The 17,751-nt window shown below is 41.4% G+C and carries 19 protein-coding genes; 8 read left to right on the top strand and 11 right to left on the bottom strand.

The window, feature by feature from the left end; all coding sequences use genetic code 11:
* Positions 1 to 6: 6 nt before the first annotated feature.
* From BAE31_RS06740 to malK, 3 genes are all read right to left on the bottom strand, one after another.
* The gene (locus BAE31_RS06740) at positions 7 to 1,089 is read right to left on the bottom strand and encodes a BMP family lipoprotein (protein WP_024425935.1); all 1,083 of its coding nucleotides are present in this window, start codon (positions 1,087 to 1,089) and stop codon (positions 7 to 9) included.
* A 394-nt stretch (positions 1,090 to 1,483) separates the two neighbouring features.
* Entirely contained in the window at positions 1,484 to 2,191 is a 708-nt protein-coding gene (locus BAE31_RS06735) for a response regulator (protein WP_024423307.1), read from the bottom strand.
* Positions 2,184 to 3,782, bottom strand: a complete 1,599-nt coding sequence (malK, locus tag BAE31_RS06730) for a malate sensor histidine kinase MalK (protein ID WP_024423306.1) — start codon at positions 3,780 to 3,782, stop codon at positions 2,184 to 2,186. The genes BAE31_RS06735 and malK overlap by 8 nt, the downstream gene beginning before the upstream one ends.
* A gap of 185 nt (positions 3,783 to 3,967) precedes the next feature.
* Between malK and BAE31_RS06725 the strand changes: the two genes are divergently transcribed.
* Positions 3,968 to 4,525, top strand: coding sequence for a YufK family protein (locus tag BAE31_RS06725; protein ID WP_024423305.1), 558 nt, complete (start codon positions 3,968 to 3,970; stop codon positions 4,523 to 4,525).
* 42 nt (positions 4,526 to 4,567) lie between these two features.
* Here the strand turns inward: BAE31_RS06725 and BAE31_RS06720 are convergent, their stop codons facing one another.
* The 3 genes from BAE31_RS06720 to BAE31_RS06710 all read right to left on the bottom strand — a co-directional run bounded on the left by BAE31_RS06720 (position 4,568) and on the right by BAE31_RS06710 (position 8,184).
* Positions 4,568 to 4,978 carry a thiol-disulfide oxidoreductase DCC family protein gene (locus BAE31_RS06720; protein ID WP_056765908.1) on the bottom strand — a complete coding sequence of 137 codons (411 nt, stop codon included), beginning with the start codon at positions 4,976 to 4,978 and terminating at the stop codon, positions 4,568 to 4,570.
* Between the two features lie 18 nt (positions 4,979 to 4,996).
* Positions 4,997 to 6,898 (bottom strand): transglycosylase domain-containing protein, encoded by a 1,902-nt coding sequence (locus BAE31_RS06715; RefSeq protein ID WP_076839908.1) that lies wholly within the window; start codon positions 6,896 to 6,898, stop codon positions 4,997 to 4,999.
* Positions 6,899 to 7,005: 107 nt separating this feature from the next.
* The gene (locus tag BAE31_RS06710) at positions 7,006 to 8,184 is read right to left on the bottom strand and encodes an MFS transporter (RefSeq protein ID WP_220396324.1); all 1,179 of its coding nucleotides are present in this window, start codon (positions 8,182 to 8,184) and stop codon (positions 7,006 to 7,008) included.
* 218 nt (positions 8,185 to 8,402) lie between these two features.
* Between BAE31_RS06710 and kapD the strand changes: the two genes are divergently transcribed.
* Positions 8,403 to 9,020 (top strand): 3'-5' exonuclease KapD, encoded by a 618-nt coding sequence (gene kapD, locus BAE31_RS06705; RefSeq protein WP_056765912.1) that lies wholly within the window; start codon positions 8,403 to 8,405, stop codon positions 9,018 to 9,020.
* On the opposite strand, the gene kapB is transcribed toward kapD, so the two are convergent.
* The gene (gene kapB, locus BAE31_RS06700; protein WP_044332458.1) at positions 9,017 to 9,409 is read right to left on the bottom strand and encodes a kinase-associated lipoprotein KapB; all 393 of its coding nucleotides are present in this window, start codon (positions 9,407 to 9,409) and stop codon (positions 9,017 to 9,019) included. The genes kapD and kapB overlap by 4 nt on opposite strands.
* 91 nt (positions 9,410 to 9,500) lie before the next feature.
* Here kapB and BAE31_RS19610 point away from each other — a divergent pair, with 91 nt between their 5' ends.
* Entirely contained in the window at positions 9,501 to 9,677 is a 177-nt protein-coding gene (locus BAE31_RS19610) for a hypothetical protein (RefSeq protein ID WP_170871276.1), read from the top strand.
* On the opposite strand, the gene BAE31_RS06695 is transcribed toward BAE31_RS19610, so the two are convergent.
* Positions 9,678 to 10,970 (bottom strand): sensor histidine kinase, encoded by a 1,293-nt coding sequence (locus BAE31_RS06695; protein ID WP_041107619.1) that lies wholly within the window; start codon positions 10,968 to 10,970, stop codon positions 9,678 to 9,680.
* A gap of 133 nt (positions 10,971 to 11,103) precedes the next feature.
* A complete protein-coding gene (locus BAE31_RS06690) occupies positions 11,104 to 12,279 on the bottom strand; it encodes a MalY/PatB family protein (RefSeq protein ID WP_076839906.1) in 1,176 nt (391 codons plus the stop codon).
* An 83-nt stretch (positions 12,280 to 12,362) separates the two neighbouring features.
* Between BAE31_RS06690 and BAE31_RS06685 the strand changes: the two genes are divergently transcribed.
* A complete protein-coding gene (locus BAE31_RS06685) occupies positions 12,363 to 12,623 on the top strand; it encodes a YugE family protein (protein WP_041107617.1) in 261 nt (86 codons plus the stop codon).
* Here the strand turns inward: BAE31_RS06685 and BAE31_RS06680 are convergent.
* Complete coding sequence (locus BAE31_RS06680) at positions 12,620 to 13,444, bottom strand: alpha/beta fold hydrolase (protein ID WP_041107616.1); 825 nt, start codon at positions 13,442 to 13,444, stop codon at positions 12,620 to 12,622. The two genes, BAE31_RS06685 and BAE31_RS06680, sit on opposite strands and share 4 nt — an antisense overlap.
* A 175-nt stretch (positions 13,445 to 13,619) precedes the next feature.
* Between BAE31_RS06680 and BAE31_RS06675 the strand changes: the two genes are divergently transcribed.
* The 3 genes from BAE31_RS06675 (at position 13,620) to yugI (ending at position 15,905) form a co-directional block, all read left to right on the top strand.
* Positions 13,620 to 14,120: an Lrp/AsnC family transcriptional regulator gene (locus BAE31_RS06675; RefSeq protein ID WP_003213765.1), complete on the top strand. Its 501-nt coding sequence runs from the start codon at positions 13,620 to 13,622 to the stop codon at positions 14,118 to 14,120.
* Positions 14,121 to 15,314: an aminotransferase gene (locus tag BAE31_RS06670; protein WP_041107615.1), complete on the top strand. Its 1,194-nt coding sequence runs from the start codon at positions 14,121 to 14,123 to the stop codon at positions 15,312 to 15,314.
* Between the two features lie 198 nt (positions 15,315 to 15,512).
* A complete protein-coding gene (gene yugI, locus BAE31_RS06665; RefSeq protein WP_007500519.1) occupies positions 15,513 to 15,905 on the top strand; it encodes a S1 domain-containing post-transcriptional regulator GSP13 in 393 nt (130 codons plus the stop codon).
* Positions 15,906 to 16,148: 243 nt separating this feature from the next.
* On the opposite strand, the gene BAE31_RS06660 is transcribed toward yugI, so the two are convergent.
* Positions 16,149 to 16,385 (bottom strand): DUF378 domain-containing protein, encoded by a 237-nt coding sequence (locus BAE31_RS06660; RefSeq protein WP_003212952.1) that lies wholly within the window; start codon positions 16,383 to 16,385, stop codon positions 16,149 to 16,151.
* Positions 16,386 to 16,529: 144 nt separating this feature from the next.
* On the opposite strand from BAE31_RS06660, the gene BAE31_RS06655 reads away from it, so the two are divergent.
* Entirely contained in the window at positions 16,530 to 17,693 is a 1,164-nt protein-coding gene (locus tag BAE31_RS06655) for an iron-containing alcohol dehydrogenase (RefSeq protein WP_041107614.1), read from the top strand.
* The last annotated feature ends 58 nt before the right edge of the window (positions 17,694 to 17,751 follow it).

Raw genomic sequence — 17,751 nt, 5'->3', positions numbered from 1 at the left:
CTCAAATTAAGCTTTAAAATCTTTTAGTTCATCACGTGTTGCAGGGATTTTCACTTCACCCTTGATGATTTTTTGTTTCCATTCTTCAACTTTCTTTAATACATCTTTATCAAGGTTTTCCTTAGATGGAGAGATGTCAAGAGCGCCTTCTTTCAGACCGTATGTGATCACTTCGCCGCCAGGGAACTTACCTTCTTTTGCTTTCGTTGTTAAGTCTTGTACCGCTGTGTCTACTTTCTTAACCATAGAAGTAAGGGTGACACTTTGTTTTGTTCCAGGTACTTTTCCTTCGTCATACTGGTCTTTATCTACACCGATAACCCAAACTTTACGGTTAGGATCTGCTTTTTTCAGGTTTTTCGCTTCTGTGAAGACACCAGTTCCAGTGCCGCCAGCAGCATGATAGATGATGTCGACGCCAGATTTGTACATGCTTTCAGCTGTTGCTTTCCCGATGTCAGCCTTATCGAATGCACCGGCATATTTCACTTCAACTTTTGCTTTCGGATTAGCTGCTTCAACACCTGCGCGGAAGCCAACTTCGAATTTTCTGACTAATTCAGAATCAACGCCGCCGACGAATCCAATTTTGTTTGATTTTGTAGAAAGAGCAGCCGCAACACCCACAAGGAATGATCCTTCGTTTTCGTTAAATACAATGCTGGCTACGTTGTCTTTTTTCACGACGGCATCAACGATCGCAAAGTGGTTTTTCTTACGTTGATCCGCAATTTCAGAAATAGCATCTTCCATTAAGAAACCAATTCCGTAAATCAGGTCGAATTTCTCACGAGCAAGTGTGTTTAAGTTTGTTGTATAGTCAGCATCTGATTTAGATTGTAAGTAATCAAAGCCGTTTTTACCTTTTTTTAGATTGTTGTCTTTCCCAAATGCTTGTAAACCTTCCCAAGCTGATTGGTTAAACGATTTGTCATCGACACCACCGACATCAGTTACCATTGCAACAGTGAATTGATCTTTATCTTTTTTGCTTTCACCGCTGTTTGAGCCAGAGTTGCCGCATGCTCCAAGGATGGTTCCTGCTGCTACGACTAAGGACAATGCTAGTCCAATTTTGCGCTTCTTCAAAACATAACCCCCTATAAAATTTAAAAGTTTCAGAAAAGTCTCGCGAAAAAAGACCGATCTATCTCTTCTCACCCTTCTGAAGAGGGTATTTTATCCTGCTTTCTCATGAAACTTATGGAGGGCAGGAGAGAAGATGTAAGACATCAGACTTATATCTCGTTGAACTAATCAATCATAATTTATCATTTCCGATCGAATAAATAAATAGAAATTTGTTTTATTTTTAAAAAAATGTTAAATGGCTTTATTTGATGTCTTTTTATCTGCTGAAATATGATATAATGCCGCTTTTGTGATGTGCTCCGCTACAGCAGAACCACTGATATCAAGGGGTTTGTTACATCTTATGCCATAAAAAAACATCTGGCCTTTGTGAAAGGTCAGATGTAGTATTTTAAAGATATTGCTGAATCAAATTCATATTGCTCGTGTTCAGTTTATATTGGAAAACAGGACGTCCAATTGTCCCATATGCCATTTCAACATCCACCACTTCGATATCCTCAAGGAATTTCAAGTATTTTCTAATGGAGACTTGAGAGATTTCTGTATGATTGGCTAGGTCTTCGGTTGTGAAAGCCTGCTGGCCAAATGATTGAATGCTTGTCCAGATGAGTTTAAGTGTGCTTTTGGTCAGTCCTTTTGGCAAGAGGACTTTTTCCGCCTCTGCTTTTTTATGAAAAAGCTTCGCATCTAAATCATTTTGCGAAATGCTGTTCATGGATTGATACAGGGCGTGTTTCCGTTTATACTCTGCCAGTGCTGATTGGAATCGTTCGAACTCAAACGGCTTAATTAAATAATCAACTGCTCCATTTCGCATCGTTTGCTGTACAACATCGACTTCATTTGCAGCCGAAATGACAATGACATCAACGGCATGATTTTGCTGGCGAATTTCTGTTAGTAATGCCAGTCCATTTTGTCCAGGCATATAAATATCGAGCAGTACGAGGTGAATGACTTCTGTTTTTAACACTTCAAGTGCCTGCTGAAAGGAGGTGGCAATCCCCTTTAACTCAAAGCCGTCGATTTGGGTCAGGTAGCGTTTGTTCAGCTCCCCAACCATTGGATCATCTTCTACTATTAACACATTAATCATGTGAATCCTCCTTTTGTTTATACGGAATGCGGAGACTAAAGGTCGTTCCTTCTCCTTTTTCACTCGTGACAATCATATGTCCGTTCAATTTCTTGATGCTTTGGTCAACGAAGTAGAGTCCGAACCCTCGGTCTTCTCCTTTAGTTGAAAAGCCTTGATCAAACATGATGTCTTGTTCTTCTTTCGTGAGACCAACACCTGTGTCCGTGATTTCAATGTGAAGCTGCTCATGGACGTATCTGAAGGAGATCGAGATGTTTTTCGTGTCAGTATGTGAAACAGCATCGAGTGCGTTATTTAACAAGTTGCCAATCACGGTAATGAGATCATGCGTCACTGCCGGGTCCTCCGTATTTGGCACTTGTGTGCTGCAAATAACCTCCAAGGCAGCGCCTTGTTCCCTGATATAGCTTTGTTTTCCTAGTAAAAATCCTGCTAAAACAGAGTTTTTCACATGGTTGATGATTTCATTTGTTTCCGTTTGCTGATAAATCGCAATATCTTTGATATAGGTGCCAAGGTCATCGTAGTTTTTGAGCTGAACCAATCCTAAAATGACATGCAGCTTGTTCATAAATTCATGTGACTGGGCACGGAGCGCATTCGCATACATTTTGACCCCGCTAAGCTGCTCAGCCAGATGTTTCACTTCTGTTTTGTCACGGAAGGTGGCGATGGCTCCGACAATTTCACCTTTTACCGTAATTGGCACTTCATTAAAGACGAGCTCCAGTCCATTCATTCTCACGTCACGATCAAGCAGCGGCTTGCGTGTTTCAATGACCTGTTTTAAGCCGCTTGAAGGAAGGAGAGTTTGCACATCTTGTTCTCTAGGATCAACCATAATGCCCATATTATGAAAGAGCCGTTTTGCCTCTGCATTGGCCAGTTTGATTTTACCGTGCTGATCAACGGCCAGAATCCCTTCTTTTGTTGATTCTAGCATGGCACTTCGTTCTTTTAACAATGTGGCGATCTCATCCGGCTCAAGTCCAAACATAATCTTCTTCACTTTTCTTGCCACAATGAGTGCTCCGATGATGCCAGATAGAAGGCTGAGTGATGTGACGAAGTAAAGTGGAAGTAAGCTTTGATGAATAATCAAGTCAATTTCCTTTAACGTAATCCCTACGGCCACAGCCCCAAGCTGCTTTCCATTTTGATCATAAACAGGAACAAAAGCACGCATGGATCTGCCGAGTGTTCCAGAAGCCGTACTAATATGTTCTTTTCCCTGTAATGCTGCTTTTTCATCACCGCCGGCAAACCGCTTTCCAATTTTCTGCGGATTCGGGTGTGTTTTGCGGATACCGTTCATATCCATGACGACAACGAATTCGGTTTTGGTGATTTGCTGAACACTTGTTGTATATTTTCGTAATGCGGAATATGAATGATCTTCTAATGATTGTGCTGTGATCGGTGCCTCTGCGACCATTTTGGCAGTAGAGAGAGCAATGTCACGTTCCTGCTGATGGATGTTCTTGGCTGTTTCCGACCATATCGTAAAGAATGTGATACAAAGGGAGATCAGGACAACGATGCACACAAAGATCGTCAGCCGTGTTTGCAGTCTTAAAGTTTTTTTCACGAGTATACCCCTAACGCACGATTTTTTCGTAACAGTAATACTTTAACGGGAAAATGTAAGTTTGTGAAGGAATGTACGTGCAAAATCATAAATTTGATTTTGCTGTCGGTTTACTTTGAAAGCATCTTGTCAATCCGTTTTAAGTGAGCCATAATAAATGTGAGCTTATGAGAAAGGATCTATTTATGAAAAATACATATTTGACTGGATATTTTCCGCTGATTTCAATTTTACTATTCAGCTCTGCTTTTTCGATTTTCACAGTAGGTATCACAACTGATTTCTTGACTCAAGCAGGCATTTTAAAAGGAATGCTTGAATTTTTCTCTGAACAGGGCATTCGTCTTGCTCTCTTTGCTGCTTTTGCACTTGTTTATTTTATGATCTTATCTGCCTTAAAACTGATTGCAGATACGGTATTAGAGCTGGCGTTGCTCTTTTTCGCTAAGGACCCTGAAGGGGAGAACTTAAAGAAAATTCGGATTGCATCCGTTGTTTATTTATTTGCCAGCTTGCTAGCATTTCTGTTGACGCAGCAGCTCATTCTGCTAGTCGGACTTTTTGCATTAGCAAGTCTTGTCTATTTTATCTGGGTTGTGGTTCGCATTTATCAATCGCTTTCTATGCTGAATTTGATTGGATTTATGATGTTTATTCTGCTGTTCTGGGCGACGTTTTTGATCGGTATTTTGTACTTATTTATTAAGCTTTATAACAGTGTGATGGCAAGTCTGCCTTCATAAGCAGACAAAGAAAGCATCCTCCAATGATGGAGGATGCTTTTTTTATGAAAGAAACCGTTTTTGAATATCGGGTGTAGGCATCATACAAGATGTTTTTTGACCAAACCATTTGTAGCGATTTTTTGCTATCAACTGATAAAACCAATCACGGATTGGGCGAGGTATGGCTAGGAGTAAAAAGCTCCATCTGTATATCCCTTTTAAATGCCGCGCGGCTTTTAAGATGCCTGTTGATTTCGTATAAAGGGTCCCTTTTTCGATATAAATGAATGAATTGAACTCATCTAAAGGCAAACCGTTTTCCTTTAAAATATGCTGCCCTGTATCTGATTGTAAGGAAGCGAACATCATCCGTTCATTCGGATCGCGCTTAATCACAAACTGAACAGCGCCGCTGCACACGTTGCAGACACCGTCAAATAAGATTAAATGGGGTGGATGTGTTGAATGCATCGCAATCAAACCTCCTGTTTATCTGGCGTATTGCATCGTATTTTTCCAAATACGTAAGTGCGGGCTTGATTGATAAATCGATTCCACCGTTCCTCTATCTCTTCCAACCCAGACACCCATTGTGTACTGATCTGTCAGTCCCACAAACCAAATATCTTTGTAGTCATTGGATGTCCCTGTTTTACCACCGATGTAAGGGGCGTTGAAATTCGCTTTTTTCCCTGTCCCACTCTTCACAACAGAGGTAAGCAGCTTACGCATCGTTTCATTTGTACGCTGAGAATATACTTGCTTTGGCGACTCTTTCCACTTGTAAAGGGTCTTACCGTTTAAGTCTGTCACTTTTGTGATCGAATGACTTTGTGTGTAGGCTCCTTGGTTGCCAAAGACGGTATACGCATCTGTTATTTCTAGCGGTGAGAAGCCTTTCGTAAATCCGCCAAGTGCAGAAGGAAGGCGGTAATCATCCGCTACGATATGCTCGAATGAGAACTTCTCTAAATAGCTGAAGCCTTTTTTGACACCTACTGTATCCAGCATTCGGATCGCAGGGGTATTGTAAGAATGTTTAAAGGCTGTTTCAAGTGTGACTGTTCCATACGTTTTATGATTATAGTTCTGCGGACAGTATCCGCTGCTGCAAAACTTGCCGGCACTGATGGTGCTTGAAGCCGTTGCGCCGGTTTGATCAATATAAGGCGCATAGTCTAAAAGCGGCTTAATCGCAGAACCAGGCTGTCTTTGCGCTTGATAAGCGTAGTTAAAATCAAATTTCTTATAGTTTTTCCCGCCAGCAAGTGCAACAATTTGATGCGTTTCATGATTAATGACGGCTGATCCGCCTTCCACACCTTGGTAAGGCAATTGAGCATTAAGCTGATAGACGGCTCTTTGCTGTAAGGAAGGATCAAGCGCCGTATAAATTTTCACACCATCCTGGAGCAGGGCACTGACCTTTTCAGATAATTCCTTTTGAATCGCCTTTTTCGCTTCAGCTGTTTTGGCTTTCTTCAATCGTTTTGTAAAGCCCTCCTGATCAGACACAAGATCGGTAAACTCTTCATTGGCATATGTCACATAGTCAGGGTATAGGTTTTTCTTTTCACTTAAAGAAAGGCTGATTTTTTCTTTGACGGCTTTTTTGTATTGCTTTTTGGTGATGACGCCATCTTTCTTCAAGATACCAAGCAGTCGTTCTTGGCGTTTCTTTGTGTGCTTGAACTGTTTTAATGGGTCATACAGTGTTGGGTTGTTTGGAATAGCAGAGATAAATGCCATTTGTGCCAGTGTTAAAGAACTAAGCGGCTTATCAAAATAGTAATTAGCCGCTGAACCAACACCGTAAACACCATTACTGAAATAAATCGTATTTAAATAGCTTTCGAGAATTTCATCCTTCGAGAATTTCCGCTCAAGTTCATAGGAATAGAGTAGCTCCGTAAACTTTCGGCTGAACGAACGTTCATGGCTTAAATATAAGTTGCGGGACAGCTGCTGTGTGATCGTACTCGCTCCTTGGCTGATGCCATGGTTTTTGACATTTGCAGCAAGGGCACGAACAACCCCCATAAAGTCAATTCCCTTATGGTCATAAAAGTTGCGGTCCTCTGAACGAAGGAACAGCTCCTTCACAGGTTCAGGAATGTTATCGTATTTCACGAACACTCGGTTCTCATCGTTTGAGACGATCTCGGAGATAAGAGAACCATCCCGGTCATACATATAACTGTTTTGGGAAAAATCTATCTTTTCCAGCTTGATTTTTTGATCAAGCACTTCGTTAACAGGCTTTACACTTGCAGCTTCTTCCTTTGATAGATAAAAAGTCAGAGCAAATAATGGGATGAGGGCAGCAAGTAATAACCAACCAATGATTGCACGAAACATGAGGTCACTCACTTTCTTCAATTTTCTAGCCATATCGTACCATTCTTTTGCGGATACGAGAAGGTTATTTTTAGAAAAGAAAGGGCGTGAAGTCTAGTGAATAAGGCTTTTCCGCAAGAAAAAAGAGTATCTGAAGATGATCAGACACTCCTTTCCTTTGTTTTCGCATGCGAGCGGACCGCCCATAAAAATAACGCGCCAAACAGAAAAATGCCGGCAGTGACATAAAAGACAGCTGGAATCCCGTAATGACTCGCCACAATGCCGCCGATTACCGGACCGACGACATTCCCAAGAAAGCGGAAGCTGACATTGTATCCGAGCACTTCCCCTTGCATAGAAGCAGGTGCTTTAATCCGGATATACGCCGTCGTACACGGAATAATTCCGCCAAGTGCCATCCCGTATAGGAAACGGAAAATGACTAACATGACGTACGAATCCGCCATCGCTTGCGGGATAAATAAAATAGAGGAGAGAATGAGAAGGGCAAGCAGCACCTTGTCGTGACCAATTCGATCTCCGAGATCTCCCCATTTTCGCGTAAACAGCAAATTGCCAAGTCCAGTTGCAGAAAAAGCAAGGCCCGCATAAAAAGCGAGATTGACAGGACCATGTAAATCATGAATGTATAAAGCCAAAAGCGGCTGAATGCTAAAGTTCCCTACTTGTGTAATAAACGTTAAAAGCATCGTGACCACAAGCAAAGGCTGTTTGAAAATGTGAAAGAGTACATCCTTCCGTGAGTAAGAAACACGCTTTGCTTCTTTTGATCGGATCGGCTGTTCTTTCACTCCGAAGATAATTACAATAGCTGACACATAAATGACAGCCGCTGTAAGGAAAAACGTATAAATAAATCCGACGCTGTCTGCCATGAATCCACCCATTAATGGACCAAACAATCCTCCGGCAACATTACTCATTTGCATCGTGCCAAGGGTTTTACCGGCAGTTGCCTTTTCGGTCTGTGCAGAAATCAGTGCCATTGAAGTCGAGATAAAGCCTGTGACAAGCCCCATGAAGAGCCTTAGTGCGAATAGCTGATACACGGTGTGCACAAGCCCCATTAATAGAATACTTGTGGCGATGCCAATTCCGTTAATTAATAAAATCTTTTTATAGCCATGCCGGTCGCCAATCCGCCCCCAAATCGGAGAAATCAGGAAGGCTGTTAAAAACGTGACCCCAAAGACATAGCCGCTCCATCTTTGAACAAATTCATTTGAATAGCTGCTATCAAGAGATTCTATGTAAAGTGATAAAAAAGGGACGATCATTGTAATGCTCGCAGATACAAAAAAGTTTACAAACCACATGATGTACAAGTTTTTCTTCCTGTTTGTGATAGAGATCACCTTCTTTATTTATTTCGTGTTCCTTAATAATTATAAAGGAAAATAAACGATCTTTCATCAGATGAATAGGTTGGGCATAGTGAATCTGCATTATTTTCACGAAAATGAAGTGATTTCAAGGTCCGTCTTAATATAATGGTATGAGAATGAAAAGCTGACGAAAAAGTGAGGTGAAACTGGTGGAACAGAAGACGGTGCTTGTGGTCGATTTTGAATTTACGATGCCTGATGGAAAATATCATCCGCAAAATTTTTTTCCTGAAATTATTGAAGCTGGGGTAGTGAAAGCAGCAGATGAAACGATCATAGACACATTCTCTAGCTACGTCAAACCGAAAAAGTTCCCGAAGCTGACGAAGCGCTGTAAATCTTTCCTCGGAATTACGCAGGAGGAGGTAGAGAGCGGAATTTCATTTGAGGAATTTATCGAGAAGCTCGTGTCACTTGATGGGGGAGAGAATTGTGAAATTATTACGTGGGGCAACATGGACATGAAGGTATTGAAGCAAAATTGTATGCTCAATCACATTGCCTTTCCTTTTAAGGGGAAGCTGAGGGACCTGGCCTTTGAATATAAAACCTTTTTTGGTGATCGCACACTGACAGGGCTTCGAAAAGCAGCAAAGGAATACGGCAGTGAAGGGGCTGGTAAGCATCATAAAGCACTCGATGATGCCATGACGACTTATCAGCTGTTCACCCTTTTTGAAAAAGACAGAGCCTATGTGGAAAATCCGCAAACAACCAAAATTGGTGAGCTGATCGATTTCTCACATTTTTTTGATTCGGCTGATTAGCGGCCGTCTTCTGGAAAATAATCTTTCTCAAGAGAAGATAGGCATGCTCTTGATTTTTCAGCCCATTTGGAATCATCCGCACGGAGTGCTTGTTTCAATTTATCTACAGCTTCTTTCAGTGACTCTTCATAATCAGGGATATCGCCATCATAAGGCTTCACCATATGATGAGGGATATTTGTCTGTTCTCTATAGGCCAAAGCCCGCCTTTCTTGGAAAAAAGGCACGTCTGCTTCTTTCGGATGATGCAGGTCGCCTTGAGTGGGATGTGTCAGAACGGCTTTTACTTGAACGAGATAGGTCGATGGTTTCACTGCTGTCACTTCCCCAACGTATACACCTGTTTTATAAAAACCTTTCACAACTTGTCCAATTTGAATGTCTGTCATGTGAAATTCCTCCATTTCCTTCTCATAGGAAGGTATTTCATTTCTTTTAGCCAATATAGTGAAGTAAACGAGCAAAAGGGGGAATGGCGAGATGTCATTCATCGTACTTTTTCTACTATATTTTCCTGAAGATAAAAGGGAGTACATCCCAGCGGCTATCACCACGGTGATTTTCTTTATTGCTGCGTTTATTTGTTTTCGTCTCTTCGTTCGTTCGTCTAAGAAGCAGGAGCGGATAGATGAAAAAAGAACAAAAAAAATGGATTAATCATTTTCTTCTTGTATCTTCAGGAAATTTCACGGTGACGGTTGTTCCAGACTGCAGCGAGCTTTTGAAACGAATCGTTCCATGGTGATTTTCAATAATTGAAAAAGTCACTGTCAGCCCAAGGCCAGTCCCTTTATTTTTCAAGGTGTAATAGGGTTCGCCAAGCTTTTTCATCTGACTTTCTGTCATACCTACACCGTTATCAACGAAATAAAGGCAGATTTTATGATTTTCTTTTGAAGCAAAAAGTTCAATTTTCCCTTCATGTTCAGGAGCCGCTTCTATCGCATTTTTGATTAAATTAATCATGACTTGCTTGATCTTCGTTACGTCACCTTGAATGTATAAGTCAGGTTCAATGGATTGATGAATCGTGACCGATTTAAAATTCGCATAGGATGTCATCAGTGATGCACATTCCTCTAGTAATTTAGAGAGATTAAGAGATTCAATTTGATAATAGTTTTGTTTTGCAATGTCAAGATAGCTCGTGATAATGTCCTGCGCCCGGTCTAACTCGGACAGAACGAGATTTTTATAATCTTTATTGGCAGGTGGCTCTTTTGTATGATCACTCGAAAAGAGCAATTGAATAAAGCCTCTCACAACTGTCAGCGGATTGCGTACTTCATGGGCAACACTTGCAGCAAGTTCACTTACAATGGTCAGTTTTTCTGACTGGACAAGCTGTGATCTCATTTCCGCATTTTCCTTAACGAATTCAATGGAATAGATACTGAGCACAAGAAAGAATATGTAGTAAAGAGTTGAGAAAAATAACTCAAGGAGCTTTTGCTGCATAATAAAAGCTGGGCTGTATGCCATTAAGCTGACCGCAAGCAGTCCAATGTAAATAAAGAATCCTTTGGATAAACCGATAAGCACTCCGTAAAACAGCTTATTTAGCTTCGAATATTGATGCCATTTTCGGTAGAACAGGAATGGGATAAAAAAGTAAATTGGGACAACGATGAGTCCAATCCATAAGAAAGAGCCGTACATCACGAATTTGACAATGATGCTTATCAAAATGGCAACGATCCCCGCCATATATCCTCCGTATAAAATAGCAAGTACAAGGGGAATGGATTGAAGCCCAGTCTGCAAATCTAAAATCGAACCAACTGGATACATAATACATAGTGCTGAAGAGATGGATGCGAATACTGTGATGAGCAGTTTATTCGTTTTTGGGAAATGAGCAGGGGTCCGGCTTAACCATAGCGCATGATATAAAAAGATTGGAAATAGAATAAAAGATACATGGAGCAGAAAATCCTTGAACATTTCCATTTAAATGCTCTCCTCGTAAATAATTGTAATTCCTCTCATTATATCATTTCATGTACAAAGTAGATATGATAAAAGGAGGGTTTTTTTCTTTAAAAAGAACACCCGTTAGGATGTTCTTTCTATCGTATAGGTCTTATTCAGCTGATAGCGTGAACGCTTGGTGGAGACGTTTCAGTCCTTCTCTGACTGTTGCAGCAGGACAGCCGAGATTCATCCGAATAAAGCCGTCTCCTTCGGGTCCGTACACGTGACCAAGCTCTAGGATCACTTTCCCTTTTTTCAGCAGATTCCGTTTCAATTCCGCTTGACTGAATTGATAATCCCGAATGTCCAGCCACAATAAATAAGAAGCATCTGGTTTCATATAACGCATATTTGGAAGATTTTCGTCGATATAGTCCATCGCCGTCTTCATATTGCCTTCGAGATAAAGAACAAGGGCATCGAGCCACTCATCCCCGTGGCGGTATGCTGCTTCCATCGCTGGAATCGCAAAGGCATTCAGTTTGGACAGTCCGTTTCTTTGCACTTCATTGTTGAAAAGGGTTCTTTTTTCTTCATCTGAAATGATAATAGCAGATGCCTGGAGCCCCGCTAGATTAAAGGTTTTACTCGGCGCAATACACGTTACCGTGATATGTGCAATGTCGTCAGAAAGGCTGGCGAAGGGCACATGCTGCTTCCCGTAAAGCATCAAATCCGAGTGAATCTCATCTGAAACGACTGTGACTCCATGCTTTACACATAGGTCTCCGACTCGCTTTAATACCTCTTTTGACCATGCTCTTCCGGACGGATTATGCGGATGGCAAAGGAACATGAGCTTTGCTTGTGGTCTGCTCAGTTTTTTCTCTAAATCATCAAAATCCATCATATAGCGGTTGTTTTCTATTTTTAAAGGATTGGTTGAGACTGTACGTCCATTTCGTTCAATCATTTGATAAAAAGGTGTATACACTGGTGACTGTATAACTACTTCGTCGTGCGGTGCTGTAAAGGCTTGAACAGCAAAACTAAGTGCCGTTACAATTCCTGGTGTGAAGGTGACGGCATCTGTCTGGATTGTCCATCCATGTCTTCTTTTGAGCCAGCCAGCGACTGCCTGCTGCGTATCCTGATCCTGAAATGCATAGCCAAATACACCGTGATCTAATCGCTCTTTCAATGCATCAAGGACGACCTGCGGAGCTTTAAAATCCATATCAGCCACCCACATCGGGAGGGCATCTGTTGTCAGGAACAAAGACTCTGCTTGATCCCATTTCACTGATTTTGAACCTTTACGTATGATTTGTTCGTCGAAATTCATGAAACCCACCTCTAGCTGTTTTTCAACCATTCTTGGTTGTGCTAAAATAAACATCACAAAATTTATTATAAGCGGTGATACCGATGAAAGATAGTCAAGCTGTAGAAGAGATGATTCAATTTATTAAGGCATGGGACCCTTTTCATTATGGAGAGGATTTTTATGAAACGGAGCCTGCTGACGTCATCAGTGCATTATACGACGCAGAAGACCCGTTATCTTTAGCAAAAGAGATTCAAGCCATCTACCATCACTCATTTGAACAGCTTCTTCCGATAGAGAGCTGTCAGCATACAGCGAATCAGCTTTTTGTCATACGAGACAGCAGCTCCTGTTCACGCTAAGACAGGCTGAAATGTCCGATTTGATCAGACACAAAGACCGGATTTTCCTCAGGAATGAGGTGCCCGGTTTTTTTTAATGCATGTAAGGTCGAATTAGGCAGATCTTTGTGCAGTCTTTCGCCTATTTGAATGGGAACGATTCGATCTTCCTCGCCCCAAATGAGCAGCACGGGTGTTTCCATTTTCTTTAAAACGTCCGAGGTTAAATCTCCTTCCCGGTGCCGAATCAAACGAAATATCCCCCGAAAGATTTGATCATCTGAAAACGGCTTTAAATAGCCGTCGACCATCTCTTGATCAATGATGGAATGATCATGTACAACGGCTGTTAAATTTTTCATAATGCCCTGCTTTAAAAGCTTTCTTTTTAGATACAGATAAAAATAAGGAATATATGTGCTGTAAACAAGTGATCTTTTTGACTTATTCAAATAGCCTGAGCTGCACAATAGAACCGCCTTTTCAAATAGATCCGGCCGTTCAGATGCAGCATATAAGGCGATCTGTCCACCCATTGAATGACCCACTAGAATCGCATGCTGAATCTGTAAATAACCAGCTAGCTCTATAATAATTTTTCCCATGTTGCGATAGCTGTAAATAAACGTATTCGACTTCTCGGACTGTCCAAATGGCGGCAGATCGATTGCAATTAAATTGAAATCCTGTTTCAGAAGCGGGATGAGCTTTCGATAGCTGAAGGTAGAAGAGAAGAGACCGTGAATTAAGATCAATGTCTTCTTGCCTTCATTTGGATAGTGCTCGTAATAGATATCTAAACCGAATGTACTTTTCATATAAGCTGGCTGAACAATGTCCACATTCTTCACTCCGATACTAGATACTCTCTCTGTTAGGTGACTGTATTGTACCCTAAAAAGTGGATTTTAAGCTATCATTAGAATCTTTTCCCTGCTTAGCATAATGGGAAAAACGTGCTATAATGTTCAGAAGATTTTTTAAAACTAGCTTTTATAATCTGAGGTGTGAAATCAAATGAAACTAACAGAAAAAGAAACTGAAATATTAGAGATTTTAGATGAAAACAGCCGCGCCGATTTAAATACAATTGCAAAAATGGCAGGCGTGACAACAGAAGAAGCCGAAGCCATCATTCAAAAACTTGAAGATCAAAAAGTCATTATTGATTATTCAACCATGATTGACTGGCGAAAAGTGGATGGTCATGAAGGCGTTACAGCAATGATTGATGTTAAAGTGACACCAAAAAGAGGCGTCGGATTCGATGAAATTGCTGAACGGATTTATCGGTTTCAGGAAGTGGAGTCTGTCTATCTCATGTCAGGTGTTTACGATCTTTCCGTTGTGATTCGCGGAAGATCAATGTCTGATATTGCCCGCTTCGTATCTGAAAAATTATCGACACTTGATTCCGTTGTTTCAACAACTACCCACTTTATTTTGAAAAGATATAAACATGATGGGAAAGTGTTTGAAACAGGAGACGATGACAAAAGAATCGTGGTGTCTCCTTAAATGAAAAAGTCTTATTTATCTGAAACGGTACAAAGCATTCAGCCGTCAGGTATTCGGAAATTCTTTGATTTGGCTGCCACAATGGAAGGGGTTATCTCCCTTGGTGTCGGCGAGCCAGATTTCGTGACAGCTTGGAATGTCAGAGAGGCAAGTATTATGTCATTAGAACAAGGGCTGACCTCTTATACGGCGAATGCAGGTTTAATTTCTTTGCGAAAAGAACTGAGCCACTATTTATATAAGCGGTTTCACATTAACTACAGTCCAGAAGAAGAACTGATTATCACAGTTGGCGGAAGCCAGGCACTTGATTTGGCCTTTCGTGCGATTTTAAACAGCGGGGATGAAGTGATCATTCCAGAGCCTTGCTTCGTAGCATACGGGGCACTTACGACACTTGCAGGCGGAGTGCCTGTCTATTTAAGTACATCCGCTGAAAAAGATTTCAAAGCAGATTCTGCGGATCTTCGTACGAAGCTGACGCCGAAGACAAAAGCTATTTTGCTTTGCTCGCCATCAAATCCGACTGGGTCTGTTTATTCAAAGGAAGAGCTTGAAGATATTGCTCAATTTGCGAAAGAGCATGACCTGCTCATTATTACGGATGAGATTTATGCAGAGCTGACGTACGATGAAGCTTTTACAAGCGTCGCGGCCATTCAAGATATGAAGGAAAGAACGATCTTGATTTCAGGCTTTTCTAAAGGTTTTGCCATGACGGGCTGGCGTTTAGGATATGTGGCAGCACCACCTGTATTGCGGGATGCCATGCTGAAAATACATCAATATTCTATGATGTGCGCACCGGCGATGGCACAATATGCGGCAGAAGAAGCATTAAAAAATGGGCTTGAAGATGTAGAGAAAATGAAGAAAAGCTACAGAAGGCGCCGTAATTTGTTTGTCGGCTCCTTAAATGAACTAGGACTCACATGCCACCAGCCAAACGGAGCGTTTTACGCATTCCCATCGATTAAAAGCACAGGCATGACGTCAGAACAATTTGCTGAGGAGCTGCTCCTAAGCGAAAAAGTGGCCGTTGTTCCTGGGAATGTATTCGGACCGAGCGGTGAGGGCCATATCCGCTGTTCATATGCTTCGTCACTTGATCATCTTCAGGAATCACTTTCAAGAATTCAGCGCTTTTTGCAGGCTCGACAAGTGAAGGAAGAAGCATCAGCCATTTTAAAATAAAAAAAGGCATCAATCCAAATGGACTCATGCCTCACAAATTAGGGGGGAATACTAGAAAGCATTCTTGTTTTCAGGTATTCCCCCTTTTGTTCTCATCTAAACCCATTTAAAAAATATTTTGCGTAACTGCCCGTTCTGTGATATAGTTTTTAATTGCGTATAAACGAATATTAAAACATTTATTTAGGAGTTGTTATCATGGCGACAAAGTTTGAAGTAGGCAGTGTTTACACTGGTAAAGTAACAGGATTACAAGCGTATGGTGCGTTTGTTGCATTAGATGAAGAAACTCAAGGACTTGTGCATATTTCTGAAGTAACACATGGCTTTGTAAAAGACATCAACGAGCACCTTTCAATTGGTGACGAAGTACAAGTAAAAGTTCTTTCTGTTGATGAAAATGCAGGTAAAATCAGCCTTTCTATCCGTGCGACACAAGATGCACCTGAAAGAAAAGAAAGCAAACCAAAGAAACAAAGACCACAGCAAGTGAAAGAAGAAGCTGCAGCACCACAAGGTTTCAATACGCTTAAAGATAAACTTGAAGAGTGGATTGAGCAATCAAACCGTAAAGACCTTATCAAGAAATAATAAAAAAGCACCGCTTCAAACGGTGCCTTAGATTGTTGACAAAGGGCTAAAATGATCTTTATTTTAGCCCTTTGTCTTCTTTTTCGGCGTGATAGAAAACCTTTGAAGTCTAGGAAGGGCGGCTACTTTTGCGGACGAATTTAGAATTCGTGAGCACCAGCGCGCAGACCTGACAAAGAATGCGAGGGTTTGTCTACACGCTGAGGCTGCCTCATGTAGGCAGCCTTTTTTATGTCCTTTTATTTAACGAACTTCTGGGTTTGGCTCGTCACGGCGAACAGCTTCTTCGCTTGGTTTGAACAACAGACCAAGGTTGACAAGACCTGCAATTCCAACAAGACCATAAATAATACGTGATAATGCAGAACCTTGTCCGCCAAAGATCGCTGCTACTAAGTCAAATTGAAAAAAGCCGATTAGTCCCCAGTTAATAGCACCGATAATCGTGAGCACGAGGGCAATACGCTGAATAGCACTCATCGTGATTCCTCCTTTCGCTACAGCATCAATACATTTATATTTTGCAGATTTTTAGCCAAACTATGCGTAAGAAAATGGATGAAAGCAAATTACTTTACTTTTGGAATGAATGAGGCGCATAATGTAGCGCGAGGAGGAGATCACATGGATCGATTTACTTATTGGAACCCAACGAAATTAATTTTTGGAAAGGGAGAAGTATCAGCCCTTTCAGATGAACTCAAACACTACGGAAAAAACGTATTACTTGTATATGGTGGAGGCAGTATTAAACGAAACGGCCTTTATGACCAAGTTGTCAGCATCCTAAAAGAATCAGGAGCTGCAATTACTGAACTTGCTGGTGTAGAGCCTAACCCACGCTTAACAACAGTAAGAAAAGGGGTCGAGCTTTGCAAAGAGAACGGCATTGATTTTATTTTGGCAGTTGGCGGCGGCAGTGTCATTGATGCGACAAAAGCGATCGCAGCTGGTGCGAAGTACGATGGAGATGCTTGGGATATCGTGACACGCAAACACGTCCCAATGGAAGCTATTCCGTTCGGTACGGTGTTAACACTTGCCGCAACAGGCTCTGAAATGAACTCTGGATCAGTTATCACAAACTGGGAAACAAATGAGAAGTATGGCTGGGGAAGTCCAGCAGTTTTCCCGAAATTCTCTATTCTTGATCCAGTCAACACATTCACTGTGCCTAAGAACCATACGATTTATGGCATGGTTGACATGATGTCACATGTGTTCGAACAATATTTCCATCACACAGAAAATACACCTTATCAAGATCGTATGTGTGAAGGACTTCTTCGCACTGTCATTGAAACGGCACCGAAGTTGATCAACGATCTAGAGAACTATGAGCTGCGTGAAACGATTTTATTCACTGGCACTATTGCGCTTAATGGCATGCTTTCAATGGGGGCACGTGGTGACTGGGCATCTCATAACATTGAGCATGCAGTATCTGCTGTTTATGATATCCCTCATGCAGGCGGTCTTGCGATCTTGTTCCCGAACTGGATGAAACATGTGATTCAAGAAAACCCAGGCCGTTTTAAACAATTAGCGGTGCGTGTATTCGATGTAGATCCTGCGGGCAAAACAGACGAAGAAGTTGGCTTAGAAGGAATCGACAAGCTGTCAGCTTTCTGGACAAGTCTTGGTGCACCAAGCCGTTTAGCGGATTATGACATCAACGATGAGAAAATTGATTTAATTGCAGACCGTGCAATGGCACGTGGTGAATTTGGTCAATTTAAAAAGCTGAACAAAGAAGATGTTTTAGCCATTTTGAACGCTTCTTTATAATTGAACAACAAAGGGATAGCTGCTTGCGGGCAGTTATCTTTTTTTGAGTTCATCGTGT

It is taken from the genome of Bacillus sp. I-2 (assembly GCF_001974945.1).
Classification (GTDB): domain Bacteria; phylum Bacillota; class Bacilli; order Bacillales; family Bacillaceae; genus Bacillus; species Bacillus safensis.
Note: the sequence above shows the minus strand (reverse complement) of the source record. Positions and strands in the feature narration are given on the sequence as shown.

Coding starts and splice junctions, on each gene's coding strand:
- BAE31_RS06735 (WP_024423307.1), bottom strand. CDS start 2,191: ATGATTAATGTGTTAATAGTAGAAGATGATCCAATGGTTGGGGAGCTG.
- BAE31_RS06725 (WP_024423305.1), top strand. CDS start 3,968: ATGAAAAATACATATTTGACTGGATATTTTCCGCTGATTTCAATTTTA.
- BAE31_RS06720 (WP_056765908.1), bottom strand. CDS start 4,978: ATGCATTCAACACATCCACCCCATTTAATCTTATTTGACGGTGTCTGC.
- BAE31_RS06715 (WP_076839908.1), bottom strand. CDS start 6,898: ATGGCTAGAAAATTGAAGAAAGTGAGTGACCTCATGTTTCGTGCAATC.
- BAE31_RS06710 (WP_220396324.1), bottom strand. CDS start 8,184: ATGTGGTTTGTAAACTTTTTTGTATCTGCGAGCATTACAATGATCGTC.
- kapB (WP_044332458.1), bottom strand. CDS start 9,409: ATGACAGACATTCAAATTGGACAAGTTGTGAAAGGTTTTTATAAAACA.
- BAE31_RS19610 (WP_170871276.1), top strand. CDS start 9,501: ATGTCATTCATCGTACTTTTTCTACTATATTTTCCTGAAGATAAAAGG.
- BAE31_RS06695 (WP_041107619.1), bottom strand. CDS start 10,970: ATGGAAATGTTCAAGGATTTTCTGCTCCATGTATCTTTTATTCTATTT.
- BAE31_RS06690 (WP_076839906.1), bottom strand. CDS start 12,279: ATGAATTTCGACGAACAAATCATACGTAAAGGTTCAAAATCAGTGAAA.
- BAE31_RS06685 (WP_041107617.1), top strand. CDS start 12,363: ATGAAAGATAGTCAAGCTGTAGAAGAGATGATTCAATTTATTAAGGCA.
- BAE31_RS06675 (WP_003213765.1), top strand. CDS start 13,620: ATGAAACTAACAGAAAAAGAAACTGAAATATTAGAGATTTTAGATGAA.
- BAE31_RS06670 (WP_041107615.1), top strand. CDS start 14,121: ATGAAAAAGTCTTATTTATCTGAAACGGTACAAAGCATTCAGCCGTCA.
- yugI (WP_007500519.1), top strand. CDS start 15,513: ATGGCGACAAAGTTTGAAGTAGGCAGTGTTTACACTGGTAAAGTAACA.
- BAE31_RS06660 (WP_003212952.1), bottom strand. CDS start 16,385: ATGAGTGCTATTCAGCGTATTGCCCTCGTGCTCACGATTATCGGTGCT.
- BAE31_RS06655 (WP_041107614.1), top strand. CDS start 16,530: ATGGATCGATTTACTTATTGGAACCCAACGAAATTAATTTTTGGAAAG.